This window comes from Corynebacterium crudilactis, from assembly GCF_001643015.1.
Classification (GTDB): domain Bacteria; phylum Actinomycetota; class Actinomycetes; order Mycobacteriales; family Mycobacteriaceae; genus Corynebacterium; species Corynebacterium crudilactis.
The window spans coordinates 770,332-784,825 of sequence record NZ_CP015622.1 but is presented as its reverse complement, the minus strand read 5'-3'; the positions used below and the strand labels follow the sequence as shown (position 1 = coordinate 784,825).

The window sequence follows — 14,494 nt, the reverse complement described above, 5'->3', positions numbered from 1 at the left end:
AGGTAAATAACAGGACGCAAAATGCGTCTGTTTTTGTCGATCGCGGGCTGTGACATCCACTCTCCGGACCATCTAATGGTCTCATTTTCCTGCGCGCCCGGACTTATGACAACAACAGGCTTTTACGAAAAGGAGTTATCGAAATGGATTGGCGCCACGAGGCAATCTGCCGCGAAGAGGATCCTGAACTGTTCTTCCCAGTCGGCAACTCCGGCCCGGCTCTCGCGCAGATCGCATCCGCAAAGATGGTCTGCAACCGCTGCCCAGTTACCTCACAGTGCCTTGCATGGGCCCTTGAGACAGGTCAGGATGCTGGTGTTTGGGGTGGAATGAGCGAAGACGAGCGTCGCGCTCTGAAGCGTCGCAAGAACCGCGGCCGCGGTCGTGCACGCATCGCTGTTTAAGCTGCATTAACAACTACATATCCCCCGCTGCGCAACCTCATCTTTGTACCGCTGATGAGCACCCGCTAAAGTATCTACAGTTGATCAACATTTGAACTATAAGGAGGACTCTCATGAGCAAGCGAGGACGCAAGCGTAAGGATCGCCGCAAGAAAGGCGCGAACCACGGACGCCGCCCTAACTCTTAAATAAGAGTAACCGCCAGGAAGAATTTTTCTTCCTGGCGGTTTTTTCTATTCTTGTCGATATTCCACACGAATGCGATAAGAGATCCGCTGCCTAAGCTCTACAGGAGCCGACTCACAGCAGCACTTGCGTAACAAACTGCGAAACTCCGATTCGGCTTCTAACAACTGCCTACATTTAGGGCAGCCTGAAGCGTGAATCCTTAATCGCTCGCAGGCAGCTTCACCGAGTTGATCGTCGAGTAGCTGATGCATGTCGTCGAAGAATTCAGGGCAGCCACAATCACCTTGTGAGTCGCTGCGGTTGAGATTCGTCATCGTTATGCCTCCGAATTTTTCTTCATGTCGGGATGTTCAAGACCAATGCCTTGTTCCTTCGCTACTTCCTTTAACATTCCTCGGAGCTGTTTTCTTCCACGATGGAGTCGTGACATGACAGTGCCGAGTGGAACATCCATGATTTCAGCGATTTCCTTGTAGGCGAGATCCTCTACATCGGCATAATAAACCACCATGCGGTATTCCGGGCTGAGTTGGTTCATTGCATCCCCAATTTTCCCATCTGGCAGGTTTTTCAATGCTGCAACCTCGGCAGATTCCAATCCGGTTGAAGTATGCGATTGCGATTCAACGAGTTGGTAATCGGTGATTTCATCAGCCGAAGTTTGCGATGGTTGTCTCTGTTTCTTTCGGTACATGTTGATGTAGGTATTCGTCATGATCCGATAGAGCCATGCTTTAAGATTTGTGCCTGGCCTAAAACTAGCGAATGCCTGGAATGCCTTGACGTAAGTATCTTGCACGAGATCTTCCGCATCTGCGGGGTTTCTAGTCATGCGCAAGGCACCGCCATAAAGCTGGTCAAGGAGTGGCAATGCTTCCTCTTCAAAGCGGGCAGCCAACGCGTCTTCATCGACTGTGCCGGTTCGGTTTTCAGCCATGTGGCCCCTTTCGAAAATGCGTGTTGCCTATTCTACTTCGGATGTAAAACTGACCCTTCGGGGGTAGCTGCAAAGGTACCTGAACTGTCGCTTAAACTTTACGCCACCCCCGCGTGTCGTCCCCATCGTTTAGAACATATGTATCACTTCAAAACCAGGGGGAAACAATGTTTTATTTCACAGTCAGCAATCCAAACGATCCCATAAGCACTGAAATAATTGAAACTAATAGGCGCGACCTCGCATTTTGGCAGCGCCTTCGCCCAGATGATGATGAAGATCTAGCAACTTCCGTCAACAAAATATGCACACGTACTGGTTTATCCCGCAAACTCATCGCTGCCTGCTTATTCAGCATTTGCTTTCTTCCCCATTTGCCGCACTTCCACAAACTCGTCGAAAAGCTTGGACATCTCGATATGGCCCGCATCAACGCCATCACTAGAGCTGGCGCGAAAATACCCACCGAGAAAAGGGAGCTTTTCGACGCCTACCTCGTCGATTACCTGACGCCTCAAGCGGAGGCACAATGCTTGCCCCAAGCAAGCTCTATATCCGCAATGATGCGGAAATTTATAGCAAGACATTGTCCCGATGATGAAACATCATCTGTCACAGCCGAAGAATCAATGCGCTACCGCAGGAATAGAAAAGGTGGCATCAGCATCACCGTCGATTGCACCGCCAGCGAAGGAACAGAAGTCAAAGCTGCTCTGGAACAAATGTCCAAAGACAAAGATTGCACTCCTGGCACTTCCCTCCTCCACATCATTCGAGGCTTGCCCACCAAAGTCGTCTTAAACACATACGGTTCACCAGACGGCCCAGAGTATCTGGAAGGAGGAACCTGGCTATCAAAGAAACAGACGGACTTCTGGAAAACCCGAGTCACCTCAGAACGCGATATGGATGCCGCACAATTTGCTTATACAACTGCTTATCAACCGACCAAAGAAATGAGAATCTACGTAAAAGGTCTACGTACTACCTGTAGCGTCCCTGGTTGCTGTGTGAATGCCGATAACTGCCAACTTGACCACATCATCCCCTGGGACGAAGGCGGGCCTACAACGCCTTGGAATCTCCATCCGCTGTGCATCTTCCACCACATCCAGAAAACTGAGGGAAGATTACAATGCTATCCGCTGCCTGATGGCACCGTTCTTTTCCTCATAGATGGCTTGCCCGTTATCTCTGTTCCAAACGGTCCCCTATCACAATCGAATAAAACCTGGGGAACAAAATTTGGAAAATACATGGACCGCAAGATCGCCGCTTAATCCAACAAACCAACATGATCGTTGCGTACGTTTCCTACATCTGAAGACACTTCCCGAACACTCAAGCGTTTCACCCATTCTTGAGAAACAGGATGTAACAACTCCTTGGCATCTTCAGGAGAACCAAACAACCATTGATCAATTTCGCCTTGCTCCAAGAACCGTGGCAGTCGATTATGCAACCACGCTATAGGCTCCACTGATTCTGTAGTAACCATCGTCGTTGACAGTTGATCCAGCCCCGTCGACCACAACCCTGCAGCCCACATCAAACCGTCACCTAAAGATACAAAATACGGCTTCTTTTCATGCCACTCATAATATCCATCCAAAGGAATCAAACAACGCTGCTGTTTAAAAGCATCTCGGAACGATGGCTTCTCTGCAACAGTCTCTCCACGAGCATTAAAAAGTGGAGGACCCGAATCATCCTTCTTCCAATGCGGAAACAAACCCCACCTCGCAGGCTCCAAAAGCATCTCTTCTCCGAGACGGACGATCGGTATTATCTGTGTCGGAGCAAGGTTATAGCGAGGTTCTGGAGTGCCCTGTGGAGCCACGACGGATCGTCCCAGCGCAGTCTCGGTAGCTTCGATTAGAGAATCACCGGTGGTGAACAAAACAAATCTTCCACACATACCATCTATTATGGTCTTTGTGTCTGATTCGTCTACATCTTTGCCCATTTGGGATGCCCCGCGCGCTCGCGGCCCCATAGTCTCGGACCTGGCAATCCCTGGTTCCAAGTCAATTACCAATCGCGCTCTCATTTTGGCTGCGCTTGCGTCAACTCCATCCACCATTATTGATGTCCTTCGCAGTCGCGATACCGACCTCATGGCAGAAGGATTACGCAGTCTTGGTATTGCTATTACTGAAGAAGCGGTAGACCGATACTACGTCGAGCCTGCGCAGATATCTGCTGGTTCCGTAGAATGTGGCCTCGCTGGTACGGTGATGCGATTCTTGCCTCCCGTCGCCGCTTTCGCTGATGGTTCAGTCCATTTCGATGGAGATCCGCAAGCTCGAGTTCGCCCGATGACCAGTATTTTGGATGCGCTGCGGACTCTCGGAGTTGATGTAGATAATGACAGTCTTCCTTTTACTGTCAAAGCTGGTGCAATTCCAGAAGGTGGAATCGTTGAGATCGATGCATCCGGATCTTCACAGTTCGTTTCGGGTCTTTTGCTTTCTGCTCCACGCTTCAAAAATGGCGTTACGGTAAAGCACGTCGGTGGCCGTCTGCCGAGTATGCCGCATATCGAGATGACTGTTGAGATGCTCCGAAGTGCAGGAATCACCATTGATGAATCTGAAAACCAGTGGGTAGTTCATCCAGGAGAGATCCGCGGTAAAACCTGGCGTATTGAACCGGATCTTTCAAATGCGACTCCGTTCCTTGCAGCTGCAGCAGTTACTGGTGGCACGATTCAGATTAAGCATTGGCCGATTAAAACCACTCAGCCGGGCGATGCGATTCGTTCGATTCTGGAGCGTATGGGTTGCGAAGTTGAGTTGATTGCGCGTGGGGATAGCTACGATCTGTCAGTGACTGGTCCAGTGTCGCTTAAGGGCATTGAGATCGATATGTCTGATATCGGAGAGCTCACACCTACGGTCGCTGCGCTCGCTGCCTTGTCTTCTACCGAGTCTAAGTTGACTGGTATTGCCCATTTGCGTGGTCATGAAACGGATCGTTTGGCTGCGTTGACTTCAGAGATCAACAAGTTGGGTGGAAAGTGCACCGAGCTTAAGGATGGTCTTCGTATCGAGCCTGCTTCCCTTCATGGTGCTGTGTGGCAATCCTATGCGGATCATCGCATGGCTACTGCTGGCGCAATCATCGGTCTTGTTGTCGATGGTGTCCAGGTTGAAGATATTCAAACAACTTCCAAGACTTTCCCTGGTTTTGAAAATATTTGGGAGGCAATGGTTGGCTAAAAGAAGTTATGACGAATCCGATGTTCGAGTTCGTCCTGGTAGGGGCACTCGTCCTCGAACAAAGGATAGGCCTTCCCATGAGGATGCTTTAGTGGGAATGGTCGTCACTAAGGATCGAGGTCGTTGGGGTGTAGTTCTAGACGGCCAAAAAAAAGCAATCGTGACGATGCGTGCGCGTGAGTTGGGGCGTACGCCGATTGAGGTGGGCGATCGAGTTAGTGTCGTTGGCGATACGTCTGGTCGTCCGGGTTCATTGGCTCGTATTGTTCGTTTGGAAGAGCGTACAAGTGTGTTGCGCCGAACGGCAGATGACACGGATCCGTTTGAACGAATTGTCGTTGCTAATGCTGATCAGTTGCTTATTGTTTCAGCTGTCGCCGATCCGCCGCCTCGGGCGGGTTTTGTGGAACGCGCTCTGATCGCTGCGTTTGTTGGTAATCTGCAGCCAATTTTGTGTTTGACGAAGTCTGATTTGGCTGATCCTTCGGAGTTTGCGGCAGAGTTTGCGGCTCTTGAAGTTCCAGTTGTGGTGTGTGGTGTTGATGATCCTCTCGATCCTGTGTTGGATGTCGTTGAGGGGCATATCACGGCGTTGATTGGGCACTCTGGTGTGGGTAAGTCCACGTTGGTGAATCGTTTGGTGCCGGATGCTGATCGTGAGACTGGCGTCGTTTCAGGTGTGGGTAAAGGTCGGCATACGTCGACTCAGTCGGTTGCCTTGGCCATTGATAATGGCTGGATTATTGATACGCCTGGTATTCGTTCGTTTGGTTTGGCGCATGTCGATGCTGACACTGTTGTTGGTGTGTTCGACGATTTGGCGGTTGCTGTTGAGGATTGTCCTCGTGGATGTGCGCATCTGGGTCCTCCAGCGGATCCTGGTTGTGCGTTGGATCAGCTGGAGGGTGCGAGTGCTCGTCGCGTCGAGGCTGTTCGTGCGTTGTTGGTTGCGCTGAGAAGCAACGACGCGTGGGATATGTGAGCTTAGAGGAGCTCGATTAGGAACGGCAGCTCTTCTGGGTCATACCAGGCCATGAAGTTGTCTTGTGCGTCTCCGACGGTGAGTTCGGCGTCTTCTTCGCCGAGATCGGATTCGTCGATGACTTCGATGGCTTTTTTGGTATCTGCTTCTGAGGCTTCGACGTCGATGTGGATGGCGGCGATATCGATGAGATTGATCTGCGCGGGGCTGAGTTTGACCACGGATTCGCCGTTTTCAGGCTGGTAGGTGATCACGGATTCATCGATATCTGCTGAGATAACGACTCGGCGGTATGGGAAAGATTCCTCATCACCGATGGCGAGTAGTCGAATGGATGCTTCTGCTGCGTCTTGGAATGCGGCGTGGGCGATTTCTTCTTCGTCACCGTCAACGTAGAAGTCGAGGAGTGCTGGGGTGACGGCGAAGCCGTATCCGGAGCGTGCGGTGATGACTCGTGATTCGTTGAGTCCGCGAAGTGTTGCGAAGGTGGCTGGGATGTAGACTCGCAAGATTAGAATTCTCCTTCGAGTCCGAAGAGGCCAACGATTTCCACGACTGCGCGATCAAATTGCTGGTAGTAGACACCTACGAGTCCGGATTCGACGGCGCCGCGTACGTTGAGGATCGAATCGTCGACAAGCACGCAGTCGCGCATAGGCAGGTCGATTGCGTCTGCGGCGGCCTGGAAAGCACCTTCTTCTGGCTTTTCGACGCCAATTTCGCCTGAGAGCAAGACCTTGTCAACTACCCCGTTTTTCTCGAGATCTCGGATCGGCGCTGCGCCGATTCCACCTGGATCGTTGCTGAGGACGGCTGTTCCGACACCATTTTTCTTCGCTGCAGCCAGCAGGTTGCGCCAGCGGCGTTGGTCCTCATCAGTTCCGTCTAGTACTCCGGCGTAGTCAACAATTAGTCCGCGCATTTTATCCCTTTCTTTGGTTCTCTCGTGACATAATAGTCCTAAGTCTGTGGTTTGATTGTCGCACAGATTGGGGTGGCTTGTTTTTTGCCTTGAGTTTTTGTCTCAAGGAGTTTTGTTGTGCTTGTTCCAATTCCTGGTTTCGCACATTTGTTATATCTTGTGCCCGATCCGTTGCCTCGGGCAATCCAGGCACGCACGGAAGTGCCGCGCGAGGTATCAGTGCTGATCAGAGTAGCTTTAGATTCAGCGTTCGGCCTGCGGCCGATAACGCATTTAAACCCGAAGCTTTTCGACGCTGCCGTCCGCGCCCACGTTTCCGCCCGCCGCAAGCAAGGTTTTACGCAGACTGCGGATCTGTTATCTTGCCATGTCCAACTTGGGGAGCAAACTGCGGAGGTGTGCGGAAGTATTTCTGTGGGTTTAAGGAGAACTGCATATGCCGCCCGATTGGTTGAATCGGGCGGCATATGGCGGATGTTGAACTTCAGAGTTCTGAGCTAATCAGAACTTTCTATTCAGCGACTTCTGCTTCTTCCTTGATGAACTGCTTGCGTAGGAGGAAGAGCTGGCGAACGGTTTCTTCCTTGATGCCATCCTTCATGCCGTTGAACATGTCGCCGCCCTCTTTTTGGTATTCCACCAGTGGGTCGCGCTGTGCCATTGCGCGGAGGCCGATGCCTTCCTTGAGGTAGTCCATCTCGTAGAGGTGTTCGCGCCATTTGGTGTCGATAACTGGCATGAGCACCATGCGTTCGATGTTGCGCATCTGTGCTTCGCCACCAATTGCGGAGACGGCTTCTTCTAGTCGTGCGTATTCGCTCTTCGCATCCTCAACTAGTGCAGTACGGAGCTGTTCAGAGGAGAGCTCGCCTGGTTTGCCGTATTCGCTGCCTTCGACAAGATCTGTCCAAGCGATGGATGGATTGTAGAGCGCTTCGAGGGCATTCCACAGTTTTTCCAGATCCCAGTCTTCGACGTAGCCGTTGGCGGTAGCGCCATCGACGTAGGCGCTGACGGTTTCTTCGATCATGTTGTGGATGTAGCGGGAGATATCTGCAGATTCGAGAATCTCGCGGCGTTCGCCGTAGATGACCTTGCGCTGTTCGTTCATGACTTCGTCGTACTTCAATACGTTTTTACGCATTTCGAAGTTTTGGTTCTCTACCTGAGCTTGGGCGCCCTTGATGGAGTTTGTGACGGTCTTTGATTCGATTGGCACATCGTCTGGGACGTTGAGTCGGTTCATCATGTTTTCCATGGCTGGGCCGACGAAACGTACCATCAGGTCATCGCGCATGGAGAGGTAGAAGCGGGTAGCTCCTGGGTCGCCCTGGCGTGCTGAGCGTCCACGAAGCTGATTATCGATGCGTCGGGACTCATGGCGTTCGGTGCCAAGGACGTAGAGTCCGCCGGCTTCGCGTACCTTATCGCCGCGTTCCTCGCATCGTTCCTTCATTGCAGGAAGTTCGGTGTCCCATGCTTCCTGGTAGCTTTCTTCATCTTCGAAAGGATCCAGTCCGCGTTCGCGAAGTTTGATGTCCAGGAGGATTTCAGGGTTGCCGCCGAGCACAATGTCAGTTCCGCGGCCCGCCATGTTAGTTGCAACGGTGACTGCACTTGGCAGTCCTGCCTGTGCCACGATCTGTGCTTCCTGCTCGTGGTGCTTTGCGTTGAGGACATTGTGTTTAATGCCTCGTTTGGTGAGAAGCTGAGCGAGGTACTCGGATCGTTCAACAGAGACAGTACCGACCAGAATTGGTTGGCCGTTGGCAATGCGCTCTGCGATATCGTCTACGACTGCTGCGAACTTTGCCTCTTGGGTTTTGTAGACCAAGTCGGTGAGGTCTTCGCGCTGGTTTTTGCGGTTGGTAGGAATCGCAATGACGTCGAGTTTGTAGATCTGGTTCAGCTCGGCTGCTTCGGTTTCTGCGGTACCGGTCATGCCGGAAAGCTTGCTGTAGAGGCGGAAGTAGTTCTGGAGAGTAACGGTAGCCAAGGTTTGGTTCTCGTTTTTGATCTCCACCCGTTCTTTCGCTTCGATGGCTTGGTGCATGCCTTCGTTGTAGCGGCGGCCGGAGAGGACACGTCCGGTGAAGCCGTCTACGATCATGACTTCGCCGTTGCGGACGATGTAGTCCTTGTCGCGGGTAAATAGTTCCTGAGCCTTGATGGCGTTGTTCAGGTAGCTCACGAGCTGTGAGTGTTCTGGTGCGTAGAGGTTATCGATGCCCAGCTGGTCTTCGACGTATTCGACGCCTTCTTCTTTAACGCCGACGGTCTTTTTGCGTTCGTCTACTTCGTAGTGAACGTCCTTGGTCATGCGTGGCACGATCTGTGCGAAGACATTGTAGAACTGCGATGTGCCGTCTACTGGACCGGAAATGATCAGTGGCGTACGGGCTTCATCGATGAGGATGGAGTCAACCTCATCGACGATGGCGTAGTTGTGTCCGCGCTGGACAAGGTCGCTCAGGGAGCGTGCCATGTTATCGCGCAGGTAGTCGAAGCCTAGTTCGTTGTTGGTGCCATAGGTGATGTCGGCGGTATATGCTTTGCGACGCTCATCTGGGCGCATCTCAGATAAGATAACGCCAACTTCTAGGCCCAAGTAACGGTGGACACGGCCTACCATCTCGGCATCGCGCTTAGCCAAGTAATCATTGACGGTCACTACGTGAACGCCCTTGCCTTCGAGTGCGTTGAGGTATGCAGGAAGCACACAGGTCAGGGTCTTACCTTCACCGGTGCGCATTTCAGCGACGTTGCCGAAGTGAAGTGCAGCGCCACCCATGATCTGCACTGGGTAGTGCTTCTGTCCGAGGACACGCCATGAAGCTTCACGAGCGGTAGCAAAAGCATGGAAGAAGATCTCATCGAGGCCTTCGCCGCCAGCGAGGCGCTCTTTGAACTCGGCTGTTTTGGCCTTGAGCTCTTCATCGGTCAGGTTGGCATACTGATCTTCCAGCGCGATGACTTGATCAGCGATCTTCTGCAGTCGCTTCACGGCGCGGCCTTCGCCGACGCGGAGCACCTTGGACAATCCAAACACGAGTAGTCGTCCTTATAAAATAGCGAAACGGAAATTTGATAACGAACCTATACTCTACGCACGGGTTCCTAAAACACAGTACCCGCTGCCACGAGGGCAGCGGGTACTTAGAGACTAATTACTTATGCATCAGACAGTGAAATAATTCCGTAGTCGAATGCGTGTCGGCGATAAACCACTGATGGCTGGTTGGTTTCTTCATTTACGAAGAGGTAGAAATCGTGTCCTACCAGCTCCATCTCGGAGAGTGCATCATCGACGCTCATTGGGGTAGCTGGGTGTTCCTTGGTTCGAACAACCTGGCCTGGCATGACGTCATCGATCTTGTCCGCATACGGATCAACATCGTATTTGCCCAAATCATCTGCACCGCGTGCCTCTTGGGATTCAGCAACCAGCTGTGCGCCAACTTCGCCAGTGCTTAGTGGTGCACGGTGGCCGGAGCGGGAAATGCTACGACGTGCCTTGACCTTGCGCAGGGAGCGCTCCATCTTTGCCAGTGCAGTTTCCAGCGCAGCGTAGAAGCTGTCTTCCTTGGCTTCTGCTCGTGCGATGTGTCCCTTACCGGTGGCAGTGATCTGAATACGATCACTTTGCTCTGCGCGACGAGGGTTTGGCTCGTGTTGCAGCTCAACATGGAAGAAGGTCAGCGTTGGGTCGAGGCGTTCAATCTTTGCAAGCTTTGTGTTAACTCGTTCCGCAAAGTGATCAGGAACCTCAACATTTCGACCAGTGATGCTTACTTTGGTCTCGGGGCTCAGGGTGTTGTTCTCAGCAGGTGTAGTCACGTGCTACATCTCCTCCCAAATTGTGGTCACCGCGTTGGCGTGTGAGCGGAATTACTCTTACTACGGTGACGCGATCAACTTCACTTCTTATACTACTTCTGGTCATAACCGCATTGCCAATAGGGCCCCCTTTTAATGCAAGTTTTATGCCTGGCAATAGGTCAAAGCTCCCCTGACCTGCACACCTGCCGCGCGGAGAACGTTTGCTGATGCGGAAATGGTTGCCCCCGTTGTCACCACATCGTCGATTATCAGCACTGGAGTCTGAGGCTGACGTAATAATTCCACCCGCATATTAAGTCGGCGTTGTTGTGCGGACTGACCAACAGAGTCAGGCGTGCTGGAGGAAATTCGAAGGCAGGGAAACGTCGATAAGCGTGTTTTTCTGCACACACGCTCCACCGGATCGCCGCCTCGCCGGCGCTGAGAAACTGCACGCGTGGGCGCGGGCACCAGCGTGATATCGTGTTCCACTTCGCCCTGCGCAGCCAAATAGCTTATCGACGCCCCGACCGCCGCCGCCACAAAGTCCGCAAGGTCCGCACGGCCGCGCTCCTTCATCGCAATCAACACATTGCGATGTGGCCCGTCATAGGGCGCCAGCGTCCAGACCGGCAGAGCCACATTCAGCCGCGCCAATTTAGGCGGAGCCCTCCACACGCGTTGGCACGCAGTGCACAGCGACGCCCCCGGCGCCCCACAACCACCGCATGCGCGCGGGAGGAAAAGTTCCATATCAGTAAGCAACCACCGGCGCGGCGCGTGTGCCCAACAATCCTGGAACCTCGCGCCAAATATCATTATCGGAAGTCGGCAGCTGCAACATGGCGTGCGCATCGGTGACATAAATCGTCGTTGCCGAACTTGCCACCGCCACCACCGGCGCATTGAGATTCCCGCTCGGCATTGACGCGATCGCCGATCCGTCTTGTTCGACGCGCCACAGCGGTGTCTCCGGAATGGATGTGCCCACCAGCAAAATGCCATCGGGACGCCAATTGATCGACAACGCAGCCTCGCCCAAGCTCGGCGCCACTTCCATGATATTTGTGATGCGGCGCTCCCCCGGACCAGGACGCGTTACGACGCCGACATACACCCGTCCATCAATGATCATCGCGGCCCGCACCCCCGTACGTGACAGTTGGAATTCCGAAATCGGACCCGTCACATCCTTTGGAAGCACAATTTCCGATTCCGTCTGCACCAACTCGCCAGTAGTTGAAGAGCGTGCAATGCGCACCGGCGTATCGCCATCCAGCACGACCCACAAACCATTGGCTGCATATTCAAAAGTTGGTCGGGTAATTGTTTCACCAGACAGCACATCTGTAGAGGCGCCCTCTAAGGAACCCACCGCCATCTCCACATTTTCGCCCCTATGACGCACCGCAGCTACAACATTTGCGGAAGAAGACACCGCTATGGAATCAATATCGCCTGAACTCCAGGCCGCCGGTAGCGGGGTGAGCGCACCAGAGCTCACCCTTGATACAGATCCATCCTGCAACGCAAAAAGCGTCGATACGGTGTTGGTATATGCCTCGGGGTTGTACTCAGCCACATCATCTGTGGTTAACGTAGGAAACTCGGCAAGCAACGGCGCACCATCAGCTACCAGTGAATAAGGGCCAGCAATATCTGCTTTGGCCAATGTCCACACCACCTGAGCAGCAAAACGCAACCGTGCGCCATCATCCAAATTACCCAACCCGGTGAACTGATATTCGCCTTCATTAAAACCAACGAAAGTAGCGTCCGAAGACAACTGATTCACCACACCTGGTGCGATAGGAGACGATGGTCCATTGACTAGCAAAGACATCAGCACAGTAGAAATTGATTGCGCTTCATTAAAAAGCCAGCGGCGATCCCCCACCAGCACTTGGCCTGAAGGATCAAAGAAATACACCTCGTGGGGAGAGTAATGATTTCGCAGATCATTTCTCTCAAGCACGATACCTTCAGGAAGAGCATCGATACGCCACTCCCCGTTCTCTCGGCGCATCGTAATCGCTGCTTCATATTCAGTGTTATCGGGCTGATAGACACCACCACTGCCCAAGGATCCCACTTGGGTTCCGCGGATCGCAATATTGCGTTCCTCGTCCGTTGACCCAGGCAGCGTATTCAAATCCACACGATCCACAATGCGAATCTCCGCCGTGGGGTTCCACTCGTTTCGAGCATCCTCAGTCAGATATGCCTTGGCTGCCTCATACTGTTGTGTTGGATACGCTCCAGCACTGAAAAATCCACGCAGCAACAGATCGGGGTCCTGATTAGGTGTCGGTCCTGCGATCTCTTGAATATTTTGGCTTGGGACAAACGAGCGCAGTACTTGCGGATCCGTGTTCTGAGGCAACGTCGAGCATCCTGCAAGCAGGGTCATGGACATAAGCACTGCGGTCAGAGATTTACGCTTCATTGCTGCTCGCCTTCCCATGGTTTTTCTGGTGCGGTTAACGGGATTGGAGATGCACGATAATTTCCATGTGGCTGCACCGGCAACACCAACCTGAAGATTGATCCCACACCTATGGTGCCGGCGGCATCGAGATTTCCGCCGTGTAGCACAGCATCCTCCCGAGAGATTGCCAAACCTAATCCGGTGCCACCAGAATGTCGAACTCTAGAAGGATCTGCTCGCCAGAAACGGTTAAACACTAATTCGTCTTGTCCTGGTTTAAGTCCCACACCATGATCGGTAACAGCGATCGCAATAGCTTCATCATTGACAGCTACCTTCAGCTCAACTGGTAGGCCTTTAGAGTGGTCGATCGCATTCGCCAGCAAATTGCGGATGATTCTTTCAATGCGCCGGGAATCTCCATGGATATAAACGGATTCCTCTGGCATATCCAACACTAATTCGACATCTAGCTCAGTGGCCAAATGCTGGACTTGTTCCAATGCGGAACGCACTGGAATGCGCACATCGTGTTTCGCAGCAGAGAGCTCCGCTACGCCTGCATCATGTCGAGAAATCTCCAACAGATCACTCAGCAAAGATTCAAAGCGATCCAATTCCCTATTCATCAACTGGCTGGCGCGTCGAGCGCCTGGAGATAGCTCATCTTCGCTGTCGGCAATAAGATCTGCTGCCATACGCACCGTTGTCAGTGGAGTACGCAGCTCATGCGAAACATCGGAAGTGAACTGCCTTTGCAGATTGCCATATTCTTCCAACTGCGCGATCTGTGCAGATAAGGATTCAGCCATCGCATTGAAGGACACAGCTAATCGGGCCATCTCATCTTCGCCTTCAACAACCATGCGTTCACGGAGTTTTCCTTGAGCAAAGCGCTCGGCAATCCGGCTCGCCGATCTCACCGGAGCCGTGACTTGTTGGGTAGCCAACCACGCGATGCCGACTAGAAGCACCACCACGATAAGAAGTGCCGCAGAGAGCAATCCTCGCATCAAAGCAAGGGAGGCTTCATCGCTTTCCATAGAAAACACCAGGTAGACCTGGAGGTTTGGGATATCACTTTCGGTTGGCGTACCGATAATCAACGCGTGATAGGACGATCCGTCGCCTTGATCAATATTGGAAAATTGGTATGAGACTTGGTTTTCCGAAACGAAATAGCGCAGCCGTTCCGGGATTTGAAAGCCTTCTGGCGAGACCACGACTTCATCGTTGTTGATCAGCACCACGGGGTCATACGCGGCATTGGCTTCCGTGCCACCGCTGGTGCCCAAACTAGATAGGGCTGCACGGGCTGAATTGACTCGCGATTGCACAGATGTAGAGGCACCGGATGCGGCGATCTGATCTTCGACAATTACTCGCGCTCGATCGATCTCAGAGCTTGCGATATCGATTTTTTGATCCACTAATCGCTGTGTGAATACGGTCAACATGCCCAGCCCCAGCAGCAGCATCACGATGGCGGATGCTGTGAAGATGGAGCCGAGCACACGAACCTGCAGTGACGTGCGCCATTTATCTACAATGCGATGTTGAAGTCGCTTGAGCCAGGCAAGAATGAGAAACTG

The 14,494-nt window shown here is 52.7% G+C and carries 16 protein-coding genes; 6 read left to right on the top strand and 10 right to left on the bottom strand.

Annotated features, from left to right (window positions below):
• The first annotated feature begins 143 nt into the window (after window positions 1-143).
• Both whcE and ccrud_RS15865 read left to right on the top strand, forming a co-directional pair.
• Complete coding sequence (whcE, locus tag ccrud_RS03740) at window positions 144-404, top strand: WhiB family transcriptional regulator WhcE (protein ID WP_003858159.1); 261 nt, start codon at window positions 144-146, stop codon at window positions 402-404.
• A 113-nt stretch (window positions 405-517) separates the two neighbouring features.
• Window positions 518-592, top strand: coding sequence for a 50S ribosomal protein bL37 (locus ccrud_RS15865; RefSeq protein ID WP_020948532.1), 75 nt, complete (start codon window positions 518-520; stop codon window positions 590-592).
• A gap of 45 nt (window positions 593-637) precedes the next feature.
• On the opposite strand, the gene rsrA is transcribed toward ccrud_RS15865, so the two are convergent.
• Complete coding sequence (gene rsrA, locus ccrud_RS14875; protein WP_074025399.1) at window positions 638-907, bottom strand: mycothiol system anti-sigma-R factor; 270 nt, start codon at window positions 905-907, stop codon at window positions 638-640.
• A 2-nt stretch (window positions 908-909) separates the two neighbouring features.
• Entirely contained in the window at window positions 910-1,530 is a 621-nt protein-coding gene (locus tag ccrud_RS03735) for a sigma-70 family RNA polymerase sigma factor (protein WP_066564922.1), read from the bottom strand.
• Between the two features lie 167 nt (window positions 1,531-1,697).
• On the opposite strand from ccrud_RS03735, the gene ccrud_RS03730 reads away from it, so the two are divergent.
• Complete coding sequence (locus ccrud_RS03730; RefSeq protein ID WP_066564921.1) at window positions 1,698-2,810, top strand: HNH endonuclease signature motif containing protein; 1,113 nt, start codon at window positions 1,698-1,700, stop codon at window positions 2,808-2,810.
• On the opposite strand, the gene ccrud_RS03725 is transcribed toward ccrud_RS03730, so the two are convergent.
• Window positions 2,807-3,448, bottom strand: a complete 642-nt coding sequence (locus tag ccrud_RS03725; protein ID WP_066564920.1) for an SOS response-associated peptidase — start codon at window positions 3,446-3,448, stop codon at window positions 2,807-2,809. The two genes, ccrud_RS03730 and ccrud_RS03725, sit on opposite strands and share 4 nt — an antisense overlap.
• A 10-nt stretch (window positions 3,449-3,458) precedes the next feature.
• On the opposite strand from ccrud_RS03725, the gene aroA reads away from it, so the two are divergent.
• On the top strand, window positions 3,459-4,751 hold the full coding sequence (gene aroA, locus ccrud_RS03720; RefSeq protein ID WP_066564919.1) for a 3-phosphoshikimate 1-carboxyvinyltransferase: 1,293 nt from the start codon (window positions 3,459-3,461) through the stop codon (window positions 4,749-4,751).
• A complete protein-coding gene (gene rsgA / locus ccrud_RS03715; RefSeq protein ID WP_082868780.1) occupies window positions 4,744-5,733 on the top strand; it encodes a ribosome small subunit-dependent GTPase A in 990 nt (329 codons plus the stop codon). Before aroA ends, rsgA begins: the two co-directional genes overlap by 8 nt.
• A 2-nt stretch (window positions 5,734-5,735) precedes the next feature.
• Here the strand turns inward: rsgA and ccrud_RS03710 are convergent, their stop codons facing one another.
• Window positions 5,736-6,242, bottom strand: coding sequence for a DUF6912 family protein (locus ccrud_RS03710; RefSeq protein WP_066564918.1), 507 nt, complete (start codon window positions 6,240-6,242; stop codon window positions 5,736-5,738).
• 2 nt (window positions 6,243-6,244) lie between these two features.
• Window positions 6,245-6,655 carry an HAD family hydrolase gene (locus ccrud_RS03705; RefSeq protein ID WP_066564917.1) on the bottom strand — a complete coding sequence of 137 codons (411 nt, stop codon included), beginning with the start codon at window positions 6,653-6,655 and terminating at the stop codon, window positions 6,245-6,247.
• A 117-nt stretch (window positions 6,656-6,772) separates the two neighbouring features.
• Here ccrud_RS03705 and ccrud_RS03700 point away from each other — a divergent pair, with 117 nt between their 5' ends.
• Window positions 6,773-7,156 carry an Rv3235 family protein gene (locus tag ccrud_RS03700; RefSeq protein WP_066564916.1) on the top strand — a complete coding sequence of 128 codons (384 nt, stop codon included), beginning with the start codon at window positions 6,773-6,775 and terminating at the stop codon, window positions 7,154-7,156.
• 10 nt (window positions 7,157-7,166) lie between these two features.
• On the opposite strand, the gene secA is transcribed toward ccrud_RS03700, so the two are convergent.
• The 5 genes from secA to mtrB form a co-directional block, all read right to left on the bottom strand.
• Window positions 7,167-9,704: a preprotein translocase subunit SecA gene (secA, locus tag ccrud_RS03695; protein WP_066564915.1), complete on the bottom strand. Its 2,538-nt coding sequence runs from the start codon at window positions 9,702-9,704 to the stop codon at window positions 7,167-7,169.
• Window positions 9,705-9,826: 122 nt separating this feature from the next.
• Window positions 9,827-10,492 (bottom strand): ribosome hibernation-promoting factor, HPF/YfiA family, encoded by a 666-nt coding sequence (gene hpf, locus ccrud_RS03690; RefSeq protein ID WP_066564914.1) that lies wholly within the window; start codon window positions 10,490-10,492, stop codon window positions 9,827-9,829.
• A 144-nt stretch (window positions 10,493-10,636) separates the two neighbouring features.
• Window positions 10,637-11,131: a ComF family protein gene (locus ccrud_RS03685; protein WP_245670368.1), complete on the bottom strand. Its 495-nt coding sequence runs from the start codon at window positions 11,129-11,131 to the stop codon at window positions 10,637-10,639.
• A 97-nt stretch (window positions 11,132-11,228) separates the two neighbouring features.
• Window positions 11,229-12,920 (bottom strand): MtrAB system accessory lipoprotein LpqB, encoded by a 1,692-nt coding sequence (gene lpqB, locus ccrud_RS03680; RefSeq protein WP_211271313.1) that lies wholly within the window; start codon window positions 12,918-12,920, stop codon window positions 11,229-11,231.
• Window positions 12,917-14,452 carry an MtrAB system histidine kinase MtrB gene (gene mtrB / locus ccrud_RS03675; protein WP_211271328.1) on the bottom strand — a complete coding sequence of 512 codons (1,536 nt, stop codon included), beginning with the start codon at window positions 14,450-14,452 and terminating at the stop codon, window positions 12,917-12,919. Before mtrB ends, lpqB begins: the two co-directional genes overlap by 4 nt.
• Window positions 14,453-14,494: the final 42 nt, after the last annotated feature.

Coding starts and splice junctions, on each gene's coding strand:
- whcE (WP_003858159.1), top strand. CDS start 144: ATGGATTGGCGCCACGAGGCAATCTGCCGCGAAGAGGATCCTGAACTG.
- rsrA (WP_074025399.1), bottom strand. CDS start 907: ATGACGAATCTCAACCGCAGCGACTCACAAGGTGATTGTGGCTGCCCT.
- ccrud_RS03735 (WP_066564922.1), bottom strand. CDS start 1,530: ATGGCTGAAAACCGAACCGGCACAGTCGATGAAGACGCGTTGGCTGCC.
- ccrud_RS03730 (WP_066564921.1), top strand. CDS start 1,698: ATGTTTTATTTCACAGTCAGCAATCCAAACGATCCCATAAGCACTGAA.
- ccrud_RS03725 (WP_066564920.1), bottom strand. CDS start 3,448: ATGTGTGGAAGATTTGTTTTGTTCACCACCGGTGATTCTCTAATCGAA.
- aroA (WP_066564919.1), top strand. CDS start 3,459: ATGGTCTTTGTGTCTGATTCGTCTACATCTTTGCCCATTTGGGATGCC.
- ccrud_RS03705 (WP_066564917.1), bottom strand. CDS start 6,655: ATGCGCGGACTAATTGTTGACTACGCCGGAGTACTAGACGGAACTGAT.
- lpqB (WP_211271313.1), bottom strand. CDS start 12,920: ATGAAGCGTAAATCTCTGACCGCAGTGCTTATGTCCATGACCCTGCTT.